Annotated in this window: 27 protein-coding genes; 17 read left to right on the top strand and 10 right to left on the bottom strand. The window is 66.2% G+C overall.

Annotated elements, in window-relative coordinates:
* The first annotated feature begins 23 nt into the window (after positions 1 to 23).
* The 3 genes from erpA to Q9246_RS16640 all read left to right on the top strand — a co-directional run bounded on the left by erpA (position 24) and on the right by Q9246_RS16640 (position 1,052).
* Entirely contained in the window at positions 24 to 392 is a 369-nt protein-coding gene (gene erpA / locus Q9246_RS16650; protein WP_306391765.1) for an iron-sulfur cluster insertion protein ErpA, read from the top strand.
* A gap of 129 nt (positions 393 to 521) precedes the next feature.
* Entirely contained in the window at positions 522 to 749 is a 228-nt protein-coding gene (locus Q9246_RS16645; protein WP_306391764.1) for a hypothetical protein, read from the top strand.
* 36 nt (positions 750 to 785) lie between these two features.
* Positions 786 to 1,052, top strand: a complete 267-nt coding sequence (locus Q9246_RS16640) for a hypothetical protein (protein ID WP_306391763.1) — start codon at positions 786 to 788, stop codon at positions 1,050 to 1,052.
* A gap of 29 nt (positions 1,053 to 1,081) precedes the next feature.
* Here the strand turns inward: Q9246_RS16640 and Q9246_RS16635 are convergent, their stop codons facing one another.
* Entirely contained in the window at positions 1,082 to 2,179 is a 1,098-nt protein-coding gene (locus tag Q9246_RS16635) for an anhydro-N-acetylmuramic acid kinase (protein ID WP_306391762.1), read from the bottom strand.
* Between the two features lie 78 nt (positions 2,180 to 2,257).
* Positions 2,258 to 3,622, bottom strand: a complete 1,365-nt coding sequence (locus Q9246_RS16630) for a M23 family metallopeptidase (RefSeq protein WP_306391760.1) — start codon at positions 3,620 to 3,622, stop codon at positions 2,258 to 2,260.
* Positions 3,623 to 3,770: 148 nt separating this feature from the next.
* Between Q9246_RS16630 and tyrS the strand changes: the two genes are divergently transcribed.
* From tyrS to ruvB, 10 genes are all read left to right on the top strand, one after another.
* The gene (gene tyrS, locus Q9246_RS16625) at positions 3,771 to 5,048 is read left to right on the top strand and encodes a tyrosine--tRNA ligase (protein WP_306391759.1); all 1,278 of its coding nucleotides are present in this window, start codon (positions 3,771 to 3,773) and stop codon (positions 5,046 to 5,048) included.
* The gene (gene dtd / locus Q9246_RS16620) at positions 5,045 to 5,503 is read left to right on the top strand and encodes a D-aminoacyl-tRNA deacylase (RefSeq protein ID WP_306391758.1); all 459 of its coding nucleotides are present in this window, start codon (positions 5,045 to 5,047) and stop codon (positions 5,501 to 5,503) included. Before tyrS ends, dtd begins: the two co-directional genes overlap by 4 nt.
* 47 nt (positions 5,504 to 5,550) lie before the next feature.
* Complete coding sequence (locus Q9246_RS16615; protein WP_306391757.1) at positions 5,551 to 6,228, top strand: YbhB/YbcL family Raf kinase inhibitor-like protein; 678 nt, start codon at positions 5,551 to 5,553, stop codon at positions 6,226 to 6,228.
* A gap of 49 nt (positions 6,229 to 6,277) precedes the next feature.
* Positions 6,278 to 6,958 carry a histidine phosphatase family protein gene (locus tag Q9246_RS16610; protein WP_306391756.1) on the top strand — a complete coding sequence of 227 codons (681 nt, stop codon included), beginning with the start codon at positions 6,278 to 6,280 and terminating at the stop codon, positions 6,956 to 6,958.
* A gap of 148 nt (positions 6,959 to 7,106) precedes the next feature.
* Positions 7,107 to 8,132 carry a tRNA dihydrouridine synthase DusB gene (gene dusB, locus Q9246_RS16605; protein WP_306391755.1) on the top strand — a complete coding sequence of 342 codons (1,026 nt, stop codon included), beginning with the start codon at positions 7,107 to 7,109 and terminating at the stop codon, positions 8,130 to 8,132.
* A gap of 91 nt (positions 8,133 to 8,223) precedes the next feature.
* Positions 8,224 to 8,457, top strand: coding sequence for a helix-turn-helix domain-containing protein (locus tag Q9246_RS16600; protein WP_005667930.1), 234 nt, complete (start codon positions 8,224 to 8,226; stop codon positions 8,455 to 8,457).
* A gap of 84 nt (positions 8,458 to 8,541) precedes the next feature.
* Positions 8,542 to 10,128 (top strand): bifunctional phosphoribosylaminoimidazolecarboxamide formyltransferase/IMP cyclohydrolase, encoded by a 1,587-nt coding sequence (gene purH, locus Q9246_RS16595; protein WP_306391752.1) that lies wholly within the window; start codon positions 8,542 to 8,544, stop codon positions 10,126 to 10,128.
* 118 nt (positions 10,129 to 10,246) lie between these two features.
* On the top strand, positions 10,247 to 10,786 hold the full coding sequence (gene ruvC / locus Q9246_RS16590; RefSeq protein WP_306391750.1) for a crossover junction endodeoxyribonuclease RuvC: 540 nt from the start codon (positions 10,247 to 10,249) through the stop codon (positions 10,784 to 10,786).
* 18 nt (positions 10,787 to 10,804) lie between these two features.
* Positions 10,805 to 11,383, top strand: coding sequence for a Holliday junction branch migration protein RuvA (gene ruvA, locus Q9246_RS16585; protein WP_306391749.1), 579 nt, complete (start codon positions 10,805 to 10,807; stop codon positions 11,381 to 11,383).
* A 15-nt stretch (positions 11,384 to 11,398) separates the two neighbouring features.
* Positions 11,399 to 12,466: a Holliday junction branch migration DNA helicase RuvB gene (gene ruvB / locus Q9246_RS16580; RefSeq protein ID WP_306391748.1), complete on the top strand. Its 1,068-nt coding sequence runs from the start codon at positions 11,399 to 11,401 to the stop codon at positions 12,464 to 12,466.
* Between the two features lie 11 nt (positions 12,467 to 12,477).
* On the opposite strand, the gene Q9246_RS16575 is transcribed toward ruvB, so the two are convergent.
* Positions 12,478 to 12,831 carry a hypothetical protein gene (locus tag Q9246_RS16575; protein WP_306391747.1) on the bottom strand — a complete coding sequence of 118 codons (354 nt, stop codon included), beginning with the start codon at positions 12,829 to 12,831 and terminating at the stop codon, positions 12,478 to 12,480.
* A gap of 206 nt (positions 12,832 to 13,037) precedes the next feature.
* Here Q9246_RS16575 and Q9246_RS16570 point away from each other — a divergent pair, with 206 nt between their 5' ends.
* The 3 genes from Q9246_RS16570 to Q9246_RS16560 are packed head-to-tail and all read left to right on the top strand — an operon-like array spanning position 13,038 to position 16,572.
* Positions 13,038 to 14,846, top strand: coding sequence for a CIA30 family protein (locus Q9246_RS16570; RefSeq protein WP_306391745.1), 1,809 nt, complete (start codon positions 13,038 to 13,040; stop codon positions 14,844 to 14,846).
* Positions 14,847 to 14,872: 26 nt separating this feature from the next.
* Complete coding sequence (locus Q9246_RS16565) at positions 14,873 to 15,970, top strand: sensor histidine kinase (RefSeq protein WP_306391743.1); 1,098 nt, start codon at positions 14,873 to 14,875, stop codon at positions 15,968 to 15,970.
* On the top strand, positions 15,967 to 16,572 hold the full coding sequence (locus Q9246_RS16560; protein ID WP_306391742.1) for a response regulator transcription factor: 606 nt from the start codon (positions 15,967 to 15,969) through the stop codon (positions 16,570 to 16,572). The genes Q9246_RS16565 and Q9246_RS16560 overlap by 4 nt, the downstream gene beginning before the upstream one ends.
* A gap of 7 nt (positions 16,573 to 16,579) precedes the next feature.
* Here the strand turns inward: Q9246_RS16560 and Q9246_RS16555 are convergent, their stop codons facing one another.
* The 4 genes from Q9246_RS16555 to Q9246_RS16540 all read right to left on the bottom strand — a co-directional run bounded on the left by Q9246_RS16555 (position 16,580) and on the right by Q9246_RS16540 (position 18,348).
* Positions 16,580 to 17,047: a hypothetical protein gene (locus Q9246_RS16555; RefSeq protein ID WP_306391741.1), complete on the bottom strand. Its 468-nt coding sequence runs from the start codon at positions 17,045 to 17,047 to the stop codon at positions 16,580 to 16,582.
* 165 nt (positions 17,048 to 17,212) lie between these two features.
* On the bottom strand, positions 17,213 to 17,554 hold the full coding sequence (locus tag Q9246_RS16550; RefSeq protein WP_306391739.1) for an SMR family transporter: 342 nt from the start codon (positions 17,552 to 17,554) through the stop codon (positions 17,213 to 17,215).
* A gap of 39 nt (positions 17,555 to 17,593) precedes the next feature.
* Positions 17,594 to 18,046, bottom strand: a complete 453-nt coding sequence (locus tag Q9246_RS16545) for a DUF2147 domain-containing protein (protein ID WP_306391738.1) — start codon at positions 18,044 to 18,046, stop codon at positions 17,594 to 17,596.
* A 104-nt stretch (positions 18,047 to 18,150) separates the two neighbouring features.
* The gene (locus tag Q9246_RS16540; protein ID WP_306391737.1) at positions 18,151 to 18,348 is read right to left on the bottom strand and encodes a hypothetical protein; all 198 of its coding nucleotides are present in this window, start codon (positions 18,346 to 18,348) and stop codon (positions 18,151 to 18,153) included.
* 140 nt (positions 18,349 to 18,488) lie between these two features.
* Between Q9246_RS16540 and Q9246_RS16535 the strand changes: the two genes are divergently transcribed.
* On the top strand, positions 18,489 to 19,970 hold the full coding sequence (locus Q9246_RS16535) for an alanine/glycine:cation symporter family protein (RefSeq protein ID WP_306391736.1): 1,482 nt from the start codon (positions 18,489 to 18,491) through the stop codon (positions 19,968 to 19,970).
* Between the two features lies 1 nt (position 19,971).
* Here Q9246_RS16535 and Q9246_RS16530 read toward each other — a convergent pair whose 3' ends face one another.
* The 3 genes from Q9246_RS16530 to Q9246_RS16520 are packed head-to-tail and all read right to left on the bottom strand — an operon-like array spanning position 19,972 to position 24,395.
* Positions 19,972 to 22,380, bottom strand: a complete 2,409-nt coding sequence (locus Q9246_RS16530) for an ABC transporter permease (RefSeq protein ID WP_306391735.1) — start codon at positions 22,378 to 22,380, stop codon at positions 19,972 to 19,974.
* A gap of 10 nt (positions 22,381 to 22,390) precedes the next feature.
* Entirely contained in the window at positions 22,391 to 23,071 is a 681-nt protein-coding gene (locus tag Q9246_RS16525) for an ABC transporter ATP-binding protein (protein WP_306391734.1), read from the bottom strand.
* Between the two features lie 40 nt (positions 23,072 to 23,111).
* Positions 23,112 to 24,395 carry an efflux RND transporter periplasmic adaptor subunit gene (locus Q9246_RS16520; protein WP_306391733.1) on the bottom strand — a complete coding sequence of 428 codons (1,284 nt, stop codon included), beginning with the start codon at positions 24,393 to 24,395 and terminating at the stop codon, positions 23,112 to 23,114.
* Positions 24,396 to 24,536: the final 141 nt, after the last annotated feature.

Raw genomic sequence — 24,536 nt, 5'->3', positions numbered from 1 at the left:
TTGATTTATTCAGGAGCTTTCCCATGACCGCAGTCGCCGAAGTAGTAGATTTCGACACGATTCCCGTACCAATCAACTTCACCGACAGCGCCGCACAGAAAGTTGCTCAGCTGATCGAAGAAGAAGGCAACCCAGACCTGAAACTGCGCGTGTTCGTGCAGGGTGGCGGCTGCTCGGGCTTCCAGTATGGTTTCACCTTCGACGAGATCGTCAACGACGACGACACGACGATGGAAAAGGCCGGCGTCCAGCTGTTGATCGACTCGATGAGCTACCAGTACCTGGTCGGCGCCGAGATCGACTACAAGGACGACCTCGAAGGCGCCCAGTTCGTGATCAAGAATCCGAACGCCACCTCGACCTGCGGCTGCGGTTCGTCGTTCTCGGCGTAATCGTTGCCAGCCTGTCCAGGCCAAGGCCTGGATCATCGACGGCCCGCTCCTGCGGGCCGTTTGTATTTATCGCCCCATGCAGCCCGGCGACGGTGCTAGGATGACGCTTTTTTCGACACAGAGGTAGCCATGACCGTATTCGCCATGCCCGTCTTCGACGCCACCGTCATCTATGAGGGCAAGGAATTGTTCAAGGGACAGGGCGCCGCCAAGGGCTGGGCCGAGAAACTGGCCAGGGAAATCGAGACCGACGTTACGGTGGAAAAGATCGGCACCGGCTGGGCGCTGTGCGGCGAGGTCGATGGCGTCCCCTGCCAGTGGGGCATTCTCGGCCAACGTCTCAAGCGTTTCGACTGACGCCGCAAGCATTCAATCCAATAGCAAAGTAAACCAATGAACAAGAACGAACTCGCGAAATTCGACGCGAAGAAGCTGATGAACAAGATGGGCCCGAAGGGCGCCGTCATCGGGAAAGCTGGCGATGCGCCTGCGCCGGACCGCCGCGAACAGCGCGAGCGCGACCGCGCGCTGGGACTGGTGCCGTTTGCCGTCAAGCTCAACGGCGACCTGGTCCAGCAACTGCAGGCGCTAAGCAAGGAGCAGGGCGTCGAGATGAATGAACTGGTGGCGCAGCTGCTGCAAAAAGGTCTGTCGGCCTGATATTCAGGCCGGATTCTCAGCCCTCATACTCAGGCCGGATAGAGCGCGCCGAGGATGCGCGGCCCGCGCGCGCCGGTGACGGCCGGCAGGTTGCCCGGTTCGCGGTTGGCAAAGCGCCAGCCCAGCCAGGCGAAGGCGAGCGCCTCGACCCGGTTCGGCGCCACGCCCAGCGCCGCCGTCGATTCGACGTTCACACCGTCCAGCCCGGCGCTGATGGCGCGCAGCAGCGCGCCGTTATAGGCGCCGCCGCCGCACACATACACCGCCTCCGGCGTCACACCCGCATCGACGATCGCGCGCGCGATCGTCACTGCCGTCAATTGCGTCAAGGTCGCCTGCACGTCCGCGGGTGCAACGTCGCCAAACCGCGCGAGCTTGGCGTTCAGCCATGGCTCATGGAACAGGTCGCGGCCCGTGCTCTTGGGCGCCGGCTGGCGGAAATAGGGCTCGTCGAGCAACTCGTCCAGCAGGGCCTGGTGCACAGCGCCACTGGCGGCCCAGGCGCCGTCTTCGTCATAGGCGCGGCCCTGGTGGCGCGCGATCCACAAATCCATCAATACATTGCCGGGACCGGTATCGAAGCCGGTCACGCGGCCGTCGCCATGCAGCACGCTGATATTGCCGATGCCCCCGATATTCACCACCACGCGCGCCGTGCCCGGCTTGCCGAAGGCCGCTTCGTGGAAGGCCGGCACCAGCGGCGCGCCCTGGCCGCCGGCGGCGATGTCGCGGCTGCGGAAGTCGGCGATCACGTCCAGGCCAGTGAGTTCGGCCAGCAGGGCGGGATTATTGGTCTGGCGGGTAAAACCCAGTTCGGGGCGGTGGCGGATGGTCTGGCCGTGGACGGCGACCGCGGCCACCGGGCCGGGGCTGGACGGCAGCAGCGCGCGCACGCAGTCGGCATAGGCCAGGGCCAGGCCATTGGCGGCCAGCGCCTCGCGCTCGAGTTCGTTCTCGCTGGCCGCTTGCAGCGCCATCAGCTCGCTGCGCAGTTCGGCGGGGAAGGGCGTGAAGGCAGCGGCCACGGTCTGGATGGCGCCGTTGGAAAAGTCGGCCAGCACGCCGTCGACGCCGTCGAGGCTGGTGCCGGACATCAGGCCGATGTAGAGAGAGGAAGTTGCGGTCATGGTGTACTCAATGCATATAAAAGAAAACGCCCCCTGGCATCGAAATGCGAGAGGGCGTTCTATATGGAGCTATGCGGCTTAGCGTGCTGCCATCGACGAGCCGCTTGGCGCCATCAGCGAGAAGCGGTGGTTCATCTCGGCAGCCGCCATGCGGAAGCGTGCCAGTTCGGCCTGGTTCAGCGGTTGCTGGGCCAGCGACTTGAACTTGTTCGGATCCTTGGCCACGCCAGCGACGCGGAACTCGTAGTGCAGGTGCGGGCCGGTCGACCAGCCGGTCGAGCCGACGTAGCCGATCACCTGGCCCTGGCTGATCTTGGTGCCCTTGCGCATGCCTGGCGCGATACGGCTCATGTGGGCGTAGGCGGTGCTGTAGTTCGACCAGTGCTTCAGGACGACCATATTGCCGTAGCCATTGCCATTGCCGGCGAAATCGACGGTGGCATCGGCCACGGCGCGGATCGGGGTGCCGGTGGCGGCGGCGAAGTCGACGCCTTTATGGGCCTTGAACTTGCCCGAGATCGGGTGCACGCGCATCGAGAAACCCGACGAAATACGCGAGTATTGCAACGGCGACTTGAGGAAGGCTTTCTTGAGCGACTTGCCGTCGAGCGAGTAGTAACCGCCTTGCTTGCTGACCGGATCTTCGTACCAGACCGACTGGTAGCTGGTGCCGCGGTTGACGAACTCGCCGGCCAGGATGCGGCCAGTCTTGATCAGTTCGCCGTCGAGCCAGAAGGTCTCGTACACGACATTGAAACGGTCGCCGCGCTTGACGTCGCTGCGGAAGTCGATATTGGTCGAGAACATCTCGATGATCTGGCCGACGACCGAATCCGGGATGCTGCCGCCGTCGACATTGGCGTCGGTGGCCGCGTACAGCGACGAGGTGATCTCGCGCGAACGCATTTCGACGCGGCGCTCGAGCTTGGCCGGCGCTTCGAGGGCGACGAATGCCTCGCCCTTGCGCTCGACGCTGATCGTGCGTGCTTCGCCATTCTTGCCGTCGGTGACGGTGGCGCGCATCGACAGCAGCAGGCCGTTCTCGTCGGTCTCGGCCTGGATGCGCTTGCCGGTCTGGAGCGACAGCAGGCGCTTGGCGAGTTTGTCGGAGCGAACGAATTTTTGCGCTTGCGCGTCTTCGATGCCAAGACGGGTGAAGAGCGAGCCGAGCGAATCGCCGCGGCGAATGCGTTCTTCGTGGATGAATTGCTGCTCGTCCTGCTGCAGCGCGGCGATCTGTTCGGCCAGGTTCGGCAGTTCCAGGTCTTGCGCAACGGAGGTGACGGGCAGGTCGGAGGGATCGGGAGCGATCGGGGCAACACCCACGGCGCCGAAGGCGCACACGCTGAGGAAGACGGCGCCGGCGCTCAGGACGCGGGCTTTGCGGGTCTTCGGCACTAGCGCTAGCAGGCTTTTACCAGTGATTTTCTGTATAGGGTTCATGCAATCAGTTAAAATTTGCGGCTGAACTTTCAAGGGCCATGTCTGCCGTTTCCGAAAAAGTTTTCTCTAGGAAACGAAAACAGGATCGTGAATTATACCAAAAGATGTGGTCCTACAACCGCTTTAGCCAATTTCCTACACGAATTTTATGACCTCAAACGCAGCCGGTGATGGCACTACGGCAACTTCCAATAAACCTTTGCCACTGACTGATAAGGTTCTTGAATCGCTGGCCATCGCCAAGCGCGGCGTCGACGAATTGCTGATCGAGAGCGACTTCGCGCAAAAGCTGGCGCGGTCGGAGCAAACCGGCAAGCCGCTGCGCATCAAACTGGGCCTCGATCCGACGGCGCCGGACTTGCATCTTGGACACACTGTAGTGCTGAACAAGTTGCGTCAATTGCAAGACCTGGGCCACCAGGTGATCTTTCTGATTGGCGACTTCACCTCCATGATTGGCGACCCGTCGGGCCGCAACGCCACCCGCCCGCCGCTGACCCGCGAGCAGGTCGAGGAAAACGCGATGACGTATTTCCGCCAGGCGTCGCTGGTGCTGGACGCCAGCCGCACGGAAATTCGCTACAACTCGGAATGGTGCGACCCATTGGGCGCGCGCGGCATGATCCAGCTTGCCTCGCGCTACACCGTGGCGCGCATGATGGAGCGCGACGACTTCACCAAGCGCTACAAGAGTGGGACTCCGATCGCCGTGCATGAGTTCCTGTATCCGCTGATGCAGGGCTACGATTCGGTCGCTTTGCAGTCGGATCTTGAGCTGGGTGGAACGGACCAGAAATTCAACTTGCTGGTTGGCCGCGAGCTGCAGAAGGACTATGGCCAGGAGCCGCAGTGCATCTTGACCATGCCGCTGCTGGAAGGCCTGGACGGCGTCGACAAGATGTCCAAGTCCAAGAACAACTATATTGGCATCACCGAAGCCCCGAACAGCATGTTCGGCAAGCTGATGAGCATCTCGGACGAGATGATGTGGAAGTATTTCAACCTGCTGTCGTTCCGCTCGCTGGACGATATCGCGGCGCTGAAGGCGACCATCGACGGCGGCGCCAACCCGCGCGATGCGAAAGTGGCGCTGGGCAAGGAGATCGTCACCCGCTTCCACTCGGCCCAGGCGGCCGACGATGCGCTGGCCGACTTCGTCAACCGCTCCAAGGGAGGCATCCCGGACGACGTGCCAGAAGTGACATTGTCCGGCGCGCCTATGGGCCTGCCGCAACTGCTGAAGGCGGCCGGCCTGTGCGCCTCGACTTCGGAAGCCATGCGCATGGTCGACCAGGGCGGCGTGCGCATCGACGGCGCCGTGGTCAGCGACAAGGGTTTGCAAGTGGCGGCCGGCACCGTCGTGGTGCAGGTCGGCAAGCGCAAGTTCGCCCGCGTGACCTTGTCTTCCGGTGCGACGGATCGATGATCGGGCTGCTGCAACGCGTGAGCGAGGCGGCGGTGCGCGTCGATGGCCAGACCGTCGGCGCCATCGGTCCCGGCCTGATGGTGCTGCTGTGCGCCGAGAAGGGCGATACCGAGCGCGAAGCCGACCTGCTGTTGACCAAATTGCTGGGCTACCGCGTGTTTTCCGACGAAGCCGGCAAGATGAACCGCAGCCTGGCCGATACCAAGGGCGGCCTGCTGCTGGTGCCGCAGTTCACGCTGGCGGCCGATACGAAATCGGGCACGCGGCCCTCGTTCACGCCGGCCGCCGCGCCGGAAGACGGGCGGCGCCTGTTCGACCATGCCGTGCGCCAGGCGCGGGAGCGCCATGGCATTGTCGAGACCGGTGTATTCGGCGCCGACATGAAAGTGTCGCTCATCAACGATGGCCCGGTCACATTCTGGCTGCGGTTTGATCCGGTCGTGGCGGCGCGCTGAAACCCGCGCCCGGCGCCACTGGTCCAACACATAGCCTGGGAGGTCATATGCGAATCTGGAGCGACTCATTCACCGACGGGGCAGACATCCCTGCCGCCTGCGCGTTCGCGGTCAGCGATCCCGACACCCACGTCAAGCTGTCGAGTAACCGCAATCCCCATATCGCCTGGGACGACGTGCCGGCCGGCACCCAGTCGCTGGTGCTGATCTGCCACGATCCCGACGTGCCGTCCGAAGGCGGCGACGTCAACCGCGAGGGGCGCACCGTGCCGGCATCCCTGCCGCGCGTCGACTTTTTCCACTGGACGCTGGCCGATATCCCGGTCTGCCTCAAATCGCTGGCCGAGGGCATGTTTTCCGACATGGTCACGCCGCATGGCAAGCCCGGTCCCGACGTCGCCTTCACGGTCAAGAACGGCACCGAGCACCAGTTGCGCCACGGCGTCAACGACTATACCGGCTGGTTCGCGGGCGACCCCGACATGGCGGGCGAATACCACGGCTACGATGGCCCATGCCCGCCGTGGAACGACGAGCGCGTGCACCACTATGTATTCACGCTGTATGCGCTCGACATCCCGCGCCTGCCGCTCGAAGGGCGGTTCACCGGCCAAGAGGCGCGCATGGCGATCCAGGGCCATATCCTCGACGAGGCGCGCATCTTCGGCACGTATTCGCTCAATCCACGGGTCACGGCCGACCTGTCCACCGACCAGTCCAAATAACCGGCTTCCCCACTTTTTCACCGCCCCGAGGTTCGGGTGCAAGAACCTCATGACCCAGAACGATGCCGCCGTGGGCGCGACCACGATCCTCCTGATCCGCCACGGCGAAACCGCCTGGAATGCCGAACGCCGGCTGCAGGGCCATCTCGATATCCCGCTCAATGCCGAAGGCGAACGCCAGGCCGCGGCGCTGGGCGCGGCGCTGGCGGGCGAACGCATCGATGCCGTCCTGTCCAGCGACCTGGCGCGGGCGCGGCAGACGGCCGAAGCGATCGTGCGCGCACGCGGCGCATCGGCTGACCGGGGCGTGCAATGCGATTCCCAGCTACGCGAGCGCTGCTATGGCGGTTTCGAGGGTTTGCTGTACAGCGAAATCGCCGCCCGCTTTCCGCTCGAGTTCGCAGCCTGGCAGGCGCGCAACGTCAATGCGGTCTTGCCGCCAGGTCAGAATCAGGGTGAAACTTTCCTCAGCTTCTATGAGAGGGCGACGCGCGCCATCCTGGGCCACGCGGCGCGCCATCCCGGCCAGGTGCTGGCGCTGGTCGCGCATGGCGGCGTGCTCGAATGCGCCTACCGGGCCGCGCTTGGCCTGCCGCTGGAAACCCCGCGCAACTTCAAGGTGCATAACGCCAGTATCAATCGCTTCGTGGTCGAGGATGGCAAGCTGCGGCTCGTCAGCTGGGGCGAAACCGACCATCTGCGCCAGGTGGCGCTGGACGATCTGCCGTGAGCGGCAGACGGCAAACGATCCGGTGCAACGCCGGTTTCAATGGCCTGCCAATAACGCACGCGCAACAATCAATGTAAATTTGCTGATAATTTGAGCAGCGCTTGGGGTAAAATAGCAGGTTCCCAAGAAACTTCTGAGTTTTTCTGCTGTGCAAATCGGTCCATATCACTTGCGTAATAACGTCTTTGTCGCCCCGATGGCCGGAGTGACGGACCGCCCGTTCCGGCAGCTGTGCAAGCAGCTCGGCGCGGGCTATGCGGTGTCCGAGATGGCGGCGTCGAACCCGCGCCTGTGGGCAAGCGAAAAGACGTCACGCCGCACCGACCACGCCGGCGAGATGGAGCCGAAGGCCGTGCAAATCGCCGGCGCCGATCCTAAAGACCTCGCCGATTGCGCGAAGTTCAATGTCGAGCGCGGCGCCCAGATCATCGACATCAATATGGGGTGTCCGGTCAAGAAAGTGTGCAATAGCTGGTGCGGTTCGGCCCTGCTGCAACACGAAGACCTGGTCGAGCGCATCCTGCACGCCGTGGTCGAGGCGGTCGACGTGCCGGTCACGCTGAAATTCCGCACCGGCTGGGACCGCGAGAACAGGAACGCCCTGCGCATCGCGCGCCTGGCCGAGCAGGCCGGCATCCAGATGCTGACCCTGCACGGCCGCACCCGCGCCGACGGCTACAAGGGCGATGCCGAGTACGACACCATCCGCGCCGTGAAGCAGGCAGTCAGCATTCCGCTGGTGGCCAATGGCGACATCACGACGCCCGAGAAGGCGAAGTTCGTGCTCGACTACACCGGCGCCGATGCGGTCATGATCGGCCGCGCGGCCCAGGGCCGGCCCTGGATCTGCCGCGAGATCGACCACTACCTGCGCACCGGCGAACACTTGCCGGCGCCGCTGGTGGACGAGGTGCGCGAATTGATGAACGAGCATTTGCCGGCCCATTACGCCTTCTATGGCGAATACGTCGGCGTGCGCACCGCGCGCAAGCACATCGGCTGGTATGTCCAGGACTTGCCGGGCGGCGAAGAATTTAGGCAGCGCATGAACTTGCTGGAATCGACTGCCGAGCAACTGGCGGCGGTCGACGCCTTTTTCAAATCGCAGCACCGGCATGGCGAGCGGTTACAATACCGCCCCTCGCATCCGGATGTCGACGCGATCGCGGCATAAGCATCAACAATCAGCACACCACAAGAAGAACACGGGGACGCGCTGTGCGTGAGCGCAGCAATCATTAAACCAGGATGAAGCAGCAGAAGACATGAGCAAAGAAAGTATCCAGGAAGTCGTCCAGAAGAGTCTCGAAGACTATTTCAACGATCTGGGCGAACAAAAGCCGACCAACATCTACGACATGATGGTGTTGACCGTCGAAAAGCCCGTCCTCGAGGTCGTCATGTCGCGCGCCGACGGCAACCAGTCGCACGCCGCGCAGATGCTGGGCATCAACCGGAACACTTTGCGCAAGAAACTGCAGGAGCACGGGCTGCTCTAAGCACGGCTCGACGTGGCCGCGCCTCGGGATGCGTAGCCGCGACATATCGCCCCGGCGCACGAATTACCAACCATAGGCCACACCATGATCAAACAAGCTCTCATTTCCGTATCCGACAAGACCGGCGTGCTCGATTTCGCGCGTGCGCTGTCCGCACTCGGCGTCAACATCCTGTCCACCGGCGGCACCGCCAAGCTGCTGCAGGATAACGGTGTGCCGGTGACCGAAGTCGCCGACTACACCGGTTTCCCGGAAATGCTGGATGGCCGCGTCAAGACCCTGCACCCGAAGGTCCACGGCGGCATCCTGGCGCGTCGCGATTTCCCGGAGCACGTCGCCAAGCTGGAAGAGCATCATATTCCGCAGATCGACATGGTCGTGGTCAACCTGTATCCGTTCCAGCAGACGGTTGCCAGGCAAGAGTGCTCGCTGGAAGACGCGATCGAGAACATCGACATCGGCGGCCCGACCATGCTGCGCTCGGCGGCCAAGAACCACCGCGACGTGGTCGTGATCGTCGACCCGGTGGACTATGGCGTGGTGCTGGCCGAAATGAAGGGCCAGGGCGAAGCCACCGGCCCGGTCAGCTATGAGACCAAGTTCCGCCTGGCGAAAAAAGTGTTCGCGCACACCGCGCAATACGACGGCGCCATCACGAATTACCTGACCAGCCTGGGCGAAGACCGCGCGCACGCGACCCGCTCGAGCTTCCCGCAGACCCTGAACATGGGCTTCGAAAAAGTCCAGGACATGCGCTACGGCGAGAACCCGCACCAGGGCGCCGCCTTCTACCGCGACCTGGTCACGGTCGACGGCGCGCTGGCCAACTACACCCAGTTGCAGGGCAAGGAACTGTCGTACAACAATATCGCCGATGCCGACGCGGCCTGGGAATGCGTCAAGTCGCTTGGCGGCCTGGGCCAGCCGGCCGGCTGCGTGATCGTCAAGCACGCCAACCCGTGCGGCGTGGCGATCGGTGTCGATGCGCTGGACGCCTACTCGCGCGCGCTGCAGACCGACCCGACCTCGGCCTTCGGCGGCATCATCGCCTTCAACGTCGAAGTCGACGGCAAGGCGGCCGAAGCCCTGTCGAAGCTGTTCGTCGAAGTGCTGATCGCGCCATCGTTCACGGCCGAGGCACGCCAGATCATGGCGGCCAAGCAGAACGTGCGCCTGCTCGAGATCGCACTGGGCGCCGGCCAGAACAACTACGACGTCAAGCGCGTCGGCGGCGGCCTGCTGGTGCAGTCGCCGGATGCGAAAAACGTCGGCCTGGGCGACCTGCGCGTGGTCACCAAGAAGCAACCGACCCAGCAGCAGCTGCAGGACATGATGTTCGCCTGGCGCGTGGCCAAGTTCGTCAAGTCGAACGCGATCGTGTTCTGCGCCAACGGCATGACGCTGGGCGTCGGCGCCGGCCAGATGAGCCGTATCGACTCGGCCCGCATCGCCTCGATCAAGGCGCAGAACGCCGGCCTGACGCTGGCCGGTTCGGCCGTAGCGTCGGATGCCTTCTTCCCGTTCCGCGACGGCCTGGATGTCGTCGTCGATGCCGGCGCGACCTGCGTCATCCACCCGGGCGGCTCGATGCGCGACCAGGAAGTGATCGACGCGGCCGACGAGCGCGGCGTGGTGATGCTGTACACCGGTACCCGTCACTTCCGTCACTGATCCGGCGACCCCATCGGGCCGGCGCAATGGGCCGGCCCGATGCGATCGAAGCGTGGTGAACTGTGTTTTTGCACAGTATTTTTCCCACGAACACCCCCAGCCGGGGTAACATTCCACCATGATTATTCTCGGCATCGACCCGGGCCTGCGCACGACGGGCTTCGGCGTCATTGAAAAACACGGCGCCCGGCTGCGCTACATTGCCTCCGGCACCATCAAGACCGGGCTGGAAGGCGCGTTGCCGCCGCGCCTGAAGGTCATCCTGGCCGGCGTCAGCGAAATCATCGCCACTTACCAGCCGGCCTGTTCCGCCATCGAAAAAGTCTTCGTCAACGTGAATCCGCAATCCACGCTCTTGCTGGGCCAGGCGCGCGGTGCGGCGATCACGGCGCTGGTGAGCGCCGACCTGGACGTGGCCGAATACACGGCGGTGCAGGTCAAGCAGGCCGTGGTCGGCACCGGCAAGGCGGCCAAGCCGCAGGTGCAGGACATGGTCGCGCGCCTGCTCAAGCTGCCGGGCCTGCCGGGCACCGATGCCGCCGACGCCCTCGGCGTGGCGATCTGCCATGCCCACAGCATCGATACGCTGGCGCTGCTCAATGGCTTGTCGCCCGCCGGGCAGGCGCTGCGCATGAAGAACAGCCGCCTCGTTTCATAAAATATTCAAGGAAAACCGATGATCGGTCGCCTCTCTGGAATCCTGCTCGAAAAAGCGCCGCCGCACGTGCTGGTCGATTGCAATGGCGTCGGCTATGAAGTCGACGTGCCGATGAGCACTTTCTACAACCTGCCGCACACCGGCGAAAAAGTCGTGCTGTTCACCCATCTGGTGGTGCGCGAGGACGCCCACCTGCTGTTCGGCTTCGGCTCGGCGTCCGAACGCGCGCTTTTTCGCCAGCTGATCAAGATCACCGGCATCGGCGCGCGCATGGCCCTCGCCATCCTGTCCGGCATGACGGTGGCCGAGCTGTCGCAGGCCGTCACCTTGCAGGAGACCGGGCGCCTGGTGAAGGTGCCGGGCATCGGCAAGAAGACCGCCGAACGCCTGCTGCTCGAGCTGAAAGGCAAGCTGGGCGCCGACATCGGCATGGTCGCCGGCACGGCCCGCGACGACGCGCAGGCGGACGTGCTCAATGCGCTGGCCGCGCTGGGGTATTCTGACAAGGAAGCGCTCCTCGCGATCAAGAACATGCCGGCCGGCTCGAACGTCTCGGATGGCATCAAGTTCGCCCTGAAGGCGCTGTCCAAAGGCTAACGAGAAAAACGCGCCATGAGCATCCAGACCGACAGCTTTACCGAACAGCGCGTGATCGACGCCGCGCCAGCTTCCCCTAACGAAGAGGCGATCGAACGCGCCTTGCGTCCCAAGCAGCTGGACGAATACGTCGGCCAGGCCAAGATCCGCGACCAGCTCGAAATATTCATCAGCGCCGCGCGCAAGCGGCGCGAGGCGCTCGACCACACCCTGCTGTTCGGTCCACCGGGCCTGGGCAAGACCACGCTGGCCCACATCATCGCGCGCGAGATGGGCGTCAACCTGCGCCAGACCTCGGGCCCGGTGCTCGAGCGTCCGGGTGACCTGGCGGCGCTGCTCACCAATCTCGAGCCGAACGACGTGCTGTTCATCGACGAGATCCACCGCCTGTCGCCGGTGGTCGAAGAGATCCTGTACCCGGCGCTCGAGGACTACCAGATCGACATCATGATCGGCGAAGGCCCGGCCGCGCGCTCGGTCAAGCTCGACCTGCAGCCATTTACCCTGGTCGGCGCCACCACCCGCGCCGGCATGCTGACCAATCCGCTGCGCGACCGCTTCGGCATCGTGGCGCGCCTGGAGTTCTACAATGTCGACGAACTGACGAAAATCGTGCTGCGCAGCGCCGCGCTGCTCGGCGCGCCGATCGACGAGGACGGCGCCCGCGAAGTGGCCAAGCGCGCACGCGGCACGCCGCGTATCGCCAACCGCCTGCTGCGCCGCGTACGCGACTATGCCGAGGTGAAGGGCACCGGCGAGATCGTGCGCGACATCGCTGACCGTGCCTTGAAGATGCTCGACGTCGACACCGTCGGCTTCGACGTCATGGACCGCAAGCTGCTGGAGGCGGTGCTATTCAAATTCGCCGGCGGCCCGGTCGGCATCGGCAACCTGGCGGCGGCTATCGGCGAGGCCGCCGACACCATCGAGGACGTGCTCGAGCCGTATCTGATCCAGCAGGGCTACCTGCAGCGCACGCCGCGCGGACGGATCGCCACGCCGCTGGCCTATCAACACTTCGGCGTCACCGCGCCGCGCATCAGCCCGACGGGCGATTTGTGGGATAACCTGCCGCCGGCATAGCCGAGGGCGCCTCAGGCGCGCAGCGGCCGGTACACCAGGGTCAGGTACAGCAGTGCGCTCAGGCCGATCACGGCGCCGGCCAGCCACAGCACCGCCGGCGAACTGCCGCGCCACAGCAGGGCGGCGCTGGCCAGCACCGGCACCCCGAGCAGCACCGCCGCCAGCGTGCGCAGTACGGCCGAGCGGCGCAGGCGCTGGCCGGCCATCCCGACCAGGATAAAGCCGCTCGACGCCAGCACCACGCAGGCCAGGGCCGCGCCGGCCCGGCCCGTGTCCGGGGGCATGCCGTCGACGCGGATCAGGATCGCCGGCGCGATCAGCACCAGTACGCCGGCGATCAGGCTGACGAGTCGCAGCAGTATCATGCACATCCCCGAATAAGGTCCTGCCGGCTTGGCAGTGAAAGCAAGATATCACACGGGAAATGATGCCCATGGCGAATGTTTCTTCGTGCGCCAGCGCGACGTGACATCTCGTGATGACAGTTGTCATGCCGAATCGATGGCAAGCGCTCCTGTCGGCAAGGGCGGTACCTTGCCATACTGGTTTCACACTAACCCGTGAGGAAACCATGTCCTACTTCATCCTGAAAGCAGCCGCCGTCGCCACCGGCTTTACCCTGTCCAGCATGGCCCTGGCCGCCGCCACCCTGGTCCGGGACGTCCGCGTCTTCGACGGCAAGACCGTGCACGAACGCCGTTCGGTGCTGTTCGATGGTGACAAAATCCTCGACGCCGATTTCCGCGGCGCCGCGCCGAAAGACGCCCGCATCGTCGACGGCGCCGGCCGCACGCTGCTGCCGGGCCTGATCGACGCCCACACCCATGCCTACCGCCAGAGCGAGGCGCCGCTGCTGTTCGGCGTGACCACCCAGATCGACATGTTCACCGCCGTGCCCCTGATGCAGGAAGTAAAACGCGCGATGGCGGCCGGGCAGAACACGCAGCGCGCCGACATGTTCTCCGCCGGCACCCTGGCCACGGCGCCGAAGGGCCACGGCACCCAGTTCGGCATGCCGATCCCGACCCTGACCCAGCCCAGCGAAGCGCAGGCCTTCGTCGATGCGCGCATCGCCGAAGGGTCGGACTTCATCAAGATTGTGCTGATCGGCGGCGGCCAGAAGGCGGGCGGCATGAACACGCTCGACCTGCCGACCGCCAGGGCCCTGGTGGAGGCGGCCCACCGGCGCGGCAAGCTGGCGGTGGTCCACGTCAGCACCGAAGCCGATGCACGCGCCATGCTGGAGGCGGGCGTCGATGGCCTGGTCCACCTGTTCCTCGGTGCGCCGCTGGCGCAGGAACGCATCGACAGCCTGGCGCAGCTGGCCAAGCGCAAGGGGGCGTTCGTGATCCCGACCTTCGCGGTGCTGGAAAGCGAGGCCGGCGGCGCAAGCGAACAATTGCTGAACGATGCGACTCTGGCCGCCCTGGTCGATCGCGAGAGCGCCGCCATTCTCAAGGGCAGCATCGGCGCGCGTCCACGCCAGCAACTGGCCTTGCCGAAGGCGATGACCGCCGCGCTGCGCCGCCACGACGTGCCGGTGCTGGCCGGGAGCGATGCCGGCAATCCCGGCACCCATTACGGCCTGAGCATGCACCGCGAAATGGCGGCCCTCGTCGAAGCCGGGCTGAGCCCGGTCGACGCCCTGGCCGCGGCCACCAGCGTGCCGGCCACCGTGTTCAAGCTGGGCCGGCGCGGCTGTATCGCGGCCGGCTGCAAGGCCGACCTGCTGCTGGTCGACGGCAATCCGGCCGCCGACATCAAGGCCACGCGCCGCATCGTCGAAGTGTGGAAGGATGGCCAGAGCGCCAATCCGCTGCGCGAGGCGCGGCGCGAACTGGTGGCCAAGGAGAACAGCGGCGCCGTGCGCCAGGCCTTGCCGGCCGATGGCCGCATCAGCCAGTTCAGCAAGGGCAAGCTGGGCAGTCCATTCGGCGCCGGCTGGATTGCGTCGACCGACCAGTTCGCCGGCGGCAAGTCGACCGTCAAGCTCGATGTGTTGCCTGCGCTGCCCGACGGCCAGGTGCCGCTGGCGGTGCAGGCCACCGTGGCCCCCGGCCTGCCGTTCGCCTGGTCCAGCGTGGCCTTCATGCCGGGCGCGCAGCCGATGCAGTCGGCCGACCTGAGCGCGGCAAAGGTATTGCGCTTCAAGGTGCGCGGCGACGGCAAGACCTACCAGGTCATGATGATGGGCGCCGGCGACCGCACGCCGCGCCTGCAGCCGTTCACCGCCGGGGCCGAATGGCAGGAAGTGAGCATGCCGCTGAGCGCCTTCGCCGGCATCGATCCGGCCGCCGTCGCCATGCTAGCATTCAGTGCCGGACCGAAACCGGGCGACTACCGCTTCGAACTTGCCGACGTGCGCCTGCTGGAACGCTAGGAACGATAGGAACGATGGAGCCGATGATGACGACTTTGCGGCAGGCGCTGGCACGGCCCTGGATCCCGCCCGAATACGGCAAGCGCCAATACCTGTGGCTGCTGTCGCTGGGCTACCTGTTCTGGAAGTTCGCCTACGTGACGCCTAGCGCGCTGGAAGTAGTCCTGCTGGCGCTGACGCTGGTGGCCTTCTTCGCGCTGTACTGCTGCAGTTACTGGGCGCGCGGCTGGCAGGTCCACGCCTGCGTGGCGGCCGGCTGCGTGATCGGCGCCCTGTGGGCGCGCTGGAATCCGGGCGCCGCCAGCTTCTTCATCTTCGCCTGCGCCATGTGCGCCCGCATCCCGCTGGCGCGGCGCGCCGTCGGCGGCATGCTGGCGGTGGTCGGCGCCGGGGTGGCGGCGTCGTTTGTGATCGAGGGCCCGATGCAGATGATGTTCCTGATGCCGCTGATGCTGGTCGGCCTGCCGGTGGGCCTGTCGACGCTGATGGACGAGCGCCAGCGCGCGGCCCGCGCCCAGTTGCTGCGCAAGCAGGAAGAAGTCGAGCACATGGCGCGCATCGCCGAGCGCGAACGCATCTCGCGCGACCTGCACGACCTGCTCGGCCATTCGCTGTCGCTGATCGCCCTCAAGGCCGAGCTGGCGCGCAAGCTGGCCGGGCGCGATCCCGAGGCCTGCGCGCGCGAAATCGCCGACATCGAGACCAGTGCGCGCACCGCCCTGGCCGAGGTGCGCACGGCCGTCACCGGCTACCGCGAAAGCGGCCTGGCCCAGGCCCTGGCCAGCGCCCGCGCCAGCCTGCAGGCGGCCGACGTCGTGCTTGACGAACGGGTCGAGCGCATCGACCTGGCCCCGGCGGTGGAACACGTAGTGGCGCTGGCGGTGCGTGAAGCGGTGACGAATATCGTGCGTCACGCCCGGGCGTCGCGCTGCACGCTGTCGCTGAGCCGCGAGCAAGGCAATGCGGTCTTGCGCGTGCATGACGATGGCCGGCTGCGCAATACGGATGAACTGCGGCACGGTAACGGCCTGGCCGGCATGCAGGAACGGGTGGCGGCGCTCGGCGGCCGTCTCAAGCTCGCGGCCGGCGACGGCCTGGCGCTCGAATTGCAGGTGCCGGCATGATCCGCGTCCTGATCGCCGAAGACCAGAAACTGGTGCTGGGGGCCCTGAGCGCGCTGCTGCGGCTGGAGCCGGACGTCGAGGTGGTCGGCGCGGCCCTCGATGGCCGCGAGGCGCTGGCCCTGTGCGAGCGGCTCATGCCCGACATCGTGCTGACCGATATCGAGATGCCGCACATGACCGGGATCGAACTGGCGCAGGCACTGGCCGAGCGCAGGCTGGCCTGCAAGGTGGTGGTGGTGACCACCTTCGCCCGCAGCGGCTACCTGCGGCGCGCCATGGAGGCCGGCGTGCGCGGCTACCTGCTCAAGGATGCGCCGGTCGAGGCGCTGGCCGACGCCATCCGCGCGGTGCATGGCGGCGGCCGGGCGATCGCGCCCGAACTGGCGCTGGAAAGCTGGAACGGCGGCAGCGACCCGCTGACCGAGCGCGAACGCCAGGTACTGCGGCTGGCGGGCGAGGGCCGCTCGAGCGGCGAGATCGCGCGCCAGGTCCACCTGTCGGAGGGCACGGTGCGCAACTACCTGTCGGAGGCGATCAGCAAGCTGGGTGCCGGCAACCGGGTGGAAGCGTACCGGATGGCGCGCGATGCCGGGTGGCTGTAGCAACCGCTTACAGCGTCTGCGTGGGGGTGCGCTCGCGCTGGGCGGTGCGCCGCAGCGGCGTCCACTGGATCGGCTTCGGCCCGCGCTTCGATGGCGTCCTGGGCACGATCTGCTGTTGCGGCACGTGGGTCAGCGGATAGATGAAGCTGAAATAGATCAGGATCGTCAGCATCAGCAGGAAGGTGCACAGGTAGACCATCAGCATATTGCTGGCATGCCAGATCACGATGCCGCTGGCGCTGAACGGCAGCATCAGGAGCAGGGCCGCGAACGAGCGCAGCATCGGATCGCGGTTCATGCGGTAGCCGGCCATCGCCACCAAAAAGAAGCCGCCCGAGCCGAGCGCCACGCCGACCAGCACGATGTACGGCTCGACCCAGTCCGGGATGCCGTGCGCGGTCGAGGCCAGCAGCGCGGCCGGCAACAGGATGCCGAACACGCCGCCGGCCAGGCTGAGCAGGCGAATCACGCGCATGGCCCGTCCGCGGAAGACGGGGCGTGCGGCACGCGATACGGAAGTCGGTTTCATGGCGCCAGTGGTCGATGGTGGGCTGGAAGTAACGCTCGGCAACACGTCGCGGTTGACGTGATTCTTGCGTAAGCATAGCCCACATTGCGCGGGGCGTGAATCAAGCGTGCGCTAGTGCCCGACGCTCTTCGAAAACAGGTTAATCACCAGCACTCCGGCGATGATCAGGGCCAGGCCGGCGATGGCGGCCAGGTCCAGGCTCTGCCTGAAATACAGCCAGCTGACCAGCGAGATGAGCACGATGCCGACGCCGGACCAGATCGCATAGGCGATGCCGGTCGGGAGCACGCGCAGGCTGAAGGTGAGCAGGTAGAACGACAGTGCGTAGCAGCCGACCGTGACCAGACTCGGCAAGGGACGGGTGAAGCTGTCGGACGCCTTGAGGGCGGTGGTGCCGATCACTTCGGCGACGATGGCAAAGCCAAGAAAGATATAGGCTTGATTGAGGGTCATCAGGAAGAAAAACGGCCCGTCGCCGGGCCGTGGTAACGATTATTGTTCGCGCTGCCAGGTCTGGGTGCGGCCGAACATCGGCGCCCCGATATAGCCGCGCACTTCGAGCTTGCTGCCGTTGTCGGCCAGGCTGGCCTTGCTCTTGTAGGTCTTGCCGGCGGCCGGGTCGAGGATCTCGCCGCCGGTGTATTCATTGCCATCCTTCTTGAGGCCCGAGAGGATCGTCATGCCGATCATCGGCTGGTCCTTGCGCGCGTCGGTGCATTTCACGCATTTCGGGTTCTGGTCTTCGGACGGATCGCGGTACAGCTTTTCGATCTTGCCGGTGAGCACGCCACCTTCTTCGGTGATGCGCACCAGCGCCTTCGGCTTGCCGGTCTTGTCGTCGATGGTCTTCCAGGCGCCGACCGGGGAGGCGTTCTGCGCGATGGCGGCGACGGGCAGGGCGAACAGGGCGGCGGCGATCAGGCCGGCTGGCATCAGGTGTCGCATGGGGTATCTCCAGTGTTGTTGTTGGTACGGCAGAGTGTAGCAAAGCCGCTTGCGCACTGGATGGGCCTGAATCAGAGGATTCCTTCCAAAACCGGTATTGACGTCTACGGCGCGTTGCGCACGTCTTCAGGCGTGACCTGGTGGCGCCGCTCGGCCGGGCGGGTCAGCACGCGCATCGTGACGTCGAGCGGCACCCCGAGCTCGGCAAGCTGGCGTGCGGCCGTTGCGCGCTGCTCCAGCGGCGCCTCGTGCAGCACGGCGTCGATGCGCAGGGAGGTCTTGTAATCGCTTCGTCGGTCCATGGGGCGATCTTAGCACGACTTAACGTAGCGCTATTTCCTGCATCGGTAGCATGGCGTGTTGCAACCACTCTATTTTTTTCCATGCAAGTTTTCTATTAATTGCTGTATCTTGTGGCATCTTTTCGCCACAAGGACATCGCATGCTCGATCTGGTCAACGCCGTCAACGGCATCATCTGGAGCCCCATCATGATTGCCCTGTGCCTGGGGGCCGGGCTGTATTTCTCGCTGCGTTCGCGCTTCCTGCAACTGCGCCACGTGCGCGAGATGGTGCGCCTGATGCGCGAAGGGAAAAGCTCGGAGCAGGGCGTGTCCTCGTTCCAGGCCCTGGCCATGACCCTGGCCGGCCGGGTCGGCACCGGCAATATCGCCGGCGTGGCCACCGCGATCACCTTCGGCGGCCCGGGCGCGGTGTTCTGGATGTGGATGATGGCCTTCCTCGGCGCCAGCTCGGCCTTCGTCGAGTCGACCCTGGGCCAGGTCTACAAGGAGCCGGTCGGCAACCAGTACCGCGGCGGCCCCGCCTTCTATATCGAGAAGGGCCTGGGCATGAAGCGCTATGCCTGGACCTTCGCCATCGCGACCCTGTTCGCGACCGGGCTGCTGCTGCCGGGCGTGCAGGCCAACTCGATCGCCGAGGGCCTGAGGACCGCCGCCGGCATCGACCCGCTCTACACCGGCATCGGCCTGGCCGTGGTGCTGGCCATCATCATCTTCGGCGGCGTGCGCCGCATCGCCAGCTTCGCCGAAGTCGTGGTGCCGTTCATGGCCGCCGCCTATATCCTGGTGGCGATCGTGATCGTGGCGATGAACATCGGCGAGCTACCGGCCGTGCTGCAACTGATCTTCAGCTCGGCCTTCGGCCTGGACGCCGGCTTCGGCGCCATGCTCGGCCTGGCGATCCAGTGGGGCGTCAAGCGCGGCATCTATTCGAACGAGGCCGGCCAGGGCACCGGCCCGCACGCTTCCTCGGCGGCCGAAGTGAGCCACCCTGCCGCGCAGGGCCTGGTGCAGGGCTTCTCGATCTATATCGACACCCTGCTGGTGTGCTCGGCGACCGCCTTCATGCTCCTGATGACGGGCCAGTACAACGTCGAGACGCCGGATGGCGCGCCGGTGTTCGTCGGCGTGCAGGGCGTGGCCTCGGGGCCGGGCTATGTCCAGACCGCGCTCGAGAACACGCTGCCGGGCTTCGGCGCGCTGTTCGTGGCGATCGCGCTGCTGTTCTTCGCCTTCACCACCATCGTCGCCTACTACTACATCGCCGAGACCAATATCGCCTACATGGACCGCCACGGCCGCCATCCATGGCTGCCCTTCGTGCTCAAGCTGTGCATCGTCTCGGCCACCATCTACGGCGCGGTCAAGACCGCCGACGTGGCCTGGGGCCTGGGCGATATCGGCGTCGGCCTGATGGCCTGGCTGAACATCGTCGCCATCGTCATGCTGCACAAGGTGGCCTTCAAGTGCCTGCGCGACTACGAGGCCCAGAAGAAGGCCGGCAAGGACCCGGAATTCGATCCGGCGCCGCTCGGGATCGAGAACGCGCACTACTGGGAACAGCGCGCCGCCGCCAGGCGCAAGCTGCAGGCCGGCGTGCGCGACGACGCCCCGGTCAAATAAGCTATTCCCTCAGCGCCTGCGCCGGCCGCAGGCGCATCGCCGCCAGCGCGTGGCGCACGGTGGCCGCCAGCGCCACCGCGCAGGCCAGCAACAGTCCCAGCGCCAGCATCCAGCCGCCGACCGGCGCCTGGGTGGCGAATCCGTTCATGTAGTGCTGGATCGCCAGCCAGGCCAGCGGCAGGCCGAGCGCGGCGCCGCCCGCCACCAGCAGGCCGATATCGCGCGCCACCAGGCGCCCGATGGCGCCGCGGCTGGCGCCGTACAGCTTGCGCAGCACGATTTCCTTTTCCCTTCTTTGCACGCTGTAGGCGGCCAGCACATAGATGCCGAAGGCCGCGATGGCGCTGGCGATGACGCTCGATGCCGCCAGCAGTTGCGACAGGCGCAGGTCGTCGGCGTAGAACAGGTCCGAGCTGACCTTCTGCATGCGCACCACGCCGATGGTCTCGTTCGGGAAGTGGCGTGGCCACAGCGTCTCGATGTCGCGCGCAGTTGCGTCCGGATTGGCGCGGGTGCGTACGGTGAACATGCCGACCCGGTCGTTCAGGATGTAGGCGACGGGCGACTGTTCATCGCGCGCCGAACGATGGCGGATGTCGGGCGCAATGCCCACGATTTGCAGGGCGTCCCGGGTCTTCCCGGGCCTGAGAAGCGTCTTGCCGATCGCGTCATGCGGGCTGGCGAAACCGAGTCGGCGCGCGGCACTGGCATTGATCACGACCCGGTCGGGCTGCTTCGGTTTGTCCAGCGATGGATCGAACAGGCGCCCGGCCAGCGGCCTGACGCCGAGCACGGCGAAGAATTCCGGGCTGACGGCATAGTTTTCCAGATCGAGTACCTCGCCGCCTTCGCGCCGCAAGCTGGTGATATTGTGTCCGACGCTGAACGGCATATGCGACAACGCCACGCCGGCCACGTCGGGCAAGCGGGCGATCTCGTCGCGCAGGGCGCGGATGCGCGCATCGCGTGCATCGTTGATCGATGGGAACATCAACAGCGGCGCCATGTCGAAGCCGGGATCCAGCGAGCTGGCATGGCGCGTCTGCCAGCTCACCGCCAGGGTGGTGGCCGTCAGCCCCATGGCGGTCGCCAGTTGCACGATGGTCAGCGCACGCCGCAGCCACAAACCGCGCGCGGTCTCGCTGGCGCCGCGTCCCGCCAGGGCGGCGCCGGGACGCACCCGCAGCGCCGACCAGCCTGGATAGGCGCCGGCGGCCAGCCCGAGCAGCACGCCGAGCGCCAGCGTGGCGGCCAGCGCGTCGGGGCTGAACATGGCGTCGAACTGGCGCTGCACGAGATCGGAAAACACCGGCAGCAGCAGCCACGCCAGCAGCAGCCCGAGCAGGGTTGCGAGCAGGCAGATCAGCACTGACTCGGCCAGGAACTGGCGCGCCACCGCGCTCGCCGAGGCCCCCAGCACCTTGCGCATCGCGATCTCTCGCTGGCGCGCCAGCGTGCGCACGGTGGCCAGGTTGACGTAATTGGTGGCTGCCAGCAGCAGGATCAGGCCGGCAACGACGGCCAGGCCCAGCATGCCTTGGCGGTTGCCGTGCACGATCATCGCGCCGTCCACATCGGGCGCCAGGTAGGCATCGGCGAGCGGGTCGAGCCGGTAGTCGATCAGGTTGCGCCCGCCCAGGGCCGCCACCTGTTCAGGAAAATGGCTGCGCACCAGGCTCGATGCGCGCAACTGGCGCTGGATGGCATCGAGTACCGCTTCCCGGTCGGCGCCGGGCAGCAGTTTCAGGTACACACTGCCGCCGCTGAAGCCCCAGGAGCGCGCCAGTTCACGGCGCACTTCGTCGGGCAGGAACGGTCCATCGAAACCGGCCAGGGCCTCATAGGGCGTGGTCGTGGCCGCAGGCTGGTCTTCCAGCACTGCCGCCACGCTATAGGCGGCGCCATCGCCCTGCAGCGTGGCGCCGATCACGTCGATGCGGCCGAACAGCTTGAGCGCGGTGGCGCGGCTGAGCGCCAGGGCCCCGGGGCGGGTGAGCGCCGCCTGCAGGTCGCCGGCCACGACCACGGGCGAAAAGATCTGCTGGAATGCCGGGTCGACCAGGGTCAGGTTGAACGCCTTCACCTGGTTGCCGACGCGCGCATCCAGGGGGCGCTGGACAAAGGCCGTGGCAAGCAGCGGCTGGCCGCTGGCGAGGGCGGCGTCGCGCGCGGGCAGGCTGGTCATGGGATCCCATTTGGTCCCGAGCAGCTCCAGGTTCCAGCGTGACAGCAGCCGGAATACCTGTTCATGCTCCGGCACGTGGCGGTCATAAGAAAAGGCATGGCGCACCAGGCCGAGCAGCAGGAAGCAGGCGGCGATACCGGTCGCCAGCCCGAGGATCACGACCGCCGAGTACGAGCGGTCCTTGGCCAGCAGTCGCCAGCCGATACGGAAATCGCGCAGCAGCATACCGGCCTCCTCAAGCTGCCTGCAGCGCGTCGACCACGATGCGGCCATCGAGCAGGCGCACGGTGCGCGAAGCCTGGGCCGCGTGCGCGGCCGAGTGGGTGACCATCACCACCGTCGTGCCTTCGGCATTGATGGTGCGCAGCAGGCGCATCACCTCGTCGCCATGGGCGGTGTCGAGATTGCCGGTCGGTTCGTCGGCCAGCAGGACGGCCGGACCGGCCACCAGCGCGCGCGCGATCGCCACCCGCTGCTGCTGGCCGCCCGACAGCTGCGATGGCCGGTGCCTGCTGCGGTGGGCCACGCCCAGGCGGTCCAGCATGGCCTGCACGCGGCGGCGGCGTTCGGCGCCTGGGACGCCCGTATATTCGAGCGCCAGTTCGACGTTCTCGAACACGCTCAATTCCTCGATCAGGTTGAAGCTTTGGAAGATGAAGCCGACCATGCCGCGCCGCAGCCCGTTCAGGCGCGCCTCGCTCCAGCCGCCGACGTCATGGCCGTCGAACAGGAAGGTGCCGGAGGTCGGCACGTCGAGCAGGCCAAGCAGGCCCAGGAGGGTCGACTTGCCGCAGCCCGAAGGGCCGGTGATGGCGACGTATTCGCCGGCGCCGATCTCGAGGTCGATGCGGTCGAGGGCCGTGGTCCGGACGTCGCCGGCCACGTGGATCTTGCTGACGCCTGAAAGCTTGAGCATGGTGTTTTCCTGTTCGATGTGATGATGATAAACCGCCGGTTCAATCGGTCAGCCGCAGCCGTTCGGCCTTGCCGAAGGAGGCATAGCCGGAGACGATGACTTTCTCGCCGGCGGCGAGGCCTGCCAGCACCTCGACCTGGGTGCTGCTGCGCCGTCCGAGCTTGATGTCGCGCCTGACCGCGTGGCCGCCGTCGCCGGCGACGACGAAGGCCCAGGCGCCGCCGCCGTCGTTGGCGAAGGCGCCGTTCGGCAGCAGCAGGGCGCGCGCGCTCTGGCCGAGGGTCAGCCGCACGTCCATGCCCTGGCCGGGGCTGATCACGTCCGGCTGGCGCTCGGTGAACACCAGTTCGGCGAGAAAACGCCCCTCCTTGATCTGCGGGTAGACGGTGCCCACCCGCAGCGGATACGTTTCGCCGTCCTGGGCGACGCGGCCTTCGCGGCCCGGGTTGACGCGGCTCAGGTAGAACTCGTCGACCTGGGCGCTGAGCTTGAAACGGTTCGGATCGTCGATGCGGCCGATGGGCTGGTCCTGGCGCACCGCCTGGCCGACCAGCAGCCGGAAGTCGGTCAGCACGCCGTCGCTGGGCGCGCGCACCGCCAGCGCGTCGACCGCGGCGGCCACGAGCTCCAGGCCGGAGGCCAGGCCGCGGATCGCCTGGTCCATCTGGTTCAACGCGCGCTGCCTGACCCCCTGTTCGAGCGCCATGCCGCGCCGTTCCTGGTCCAGGGCACGGCGCGCCTGGGCCAGCTTGTCCTGCGATTCTTCGAGCGCCACTGTGGAGATGAAACCGTCCCGCGCCAGGCGGGCATTGCGGGCGTGCTGCTTCTCGTTTTGCTCGAGCGCGAAGGCGAGGTCGCCCAAGCGGCGCTGGTGGTCGGTCCGCACGGCTTCTTGCGCCACTTGCAGGTTGGCCAGGTTCGAGATCTGCTGCGCGTGTTCGGCCTGGCGCGCCAGCAGCTCGAGGTTGCGCTGCGGGTTCGACAGGCGAAACAGCAGGTCGCCTTTCTTCACCGTTTGCCCATCGCGGGCGAAGACTTCCTCGACGCGGCCGGATTCGACCGCATCGAGCATGATCGAATTGAGCGGCTCTGCCAGCGCGCGCACCACGATCTCGTCGCGGAACACGCCGGCTTCGACGCCGGCGATGCGCACGTCACGCAGTTCGACGGCGAGGCCGCGCGGCAGCATCTGCCACAGCAGCAGGCTGCCTGCGACGAGGGTGGTGAGCGACAAGGCGATGCGCAAGAAGCGCCGGCCGCGCCGTGGCGGCAGCGTCTCGTCCATGGCGGCGCCGGTGACGGCGGGTGGGGGTATCTGGTCCATGCCTGGACTCATTGCAAGCGGCGTGCCATGGGCTTTTTCGGGGCGGTGGACGGGTTTTTCGGCGCGAAGTGTCCGCTTCCGGACAGGTCGGGTGTGCGACTCCGAACAGGTGTGCGGCGGGTGTTCGCAAGCGCCTGTTTG

This window comes from Telluria beijingensis (assembly GCF_030770395.1).
Classification (GTDB): Bacteria; Pseudomonadota; Gammaproteobacteria; order Burkholderiales; family Burkholderiaceae_D; genus Telluria; species Telluria beijingensis.
The sequence above is the reverse complement of the archived record's forward strand: the minus strand, read 5'-3'. Positions and strand labels throughout refer to the sequence as shown.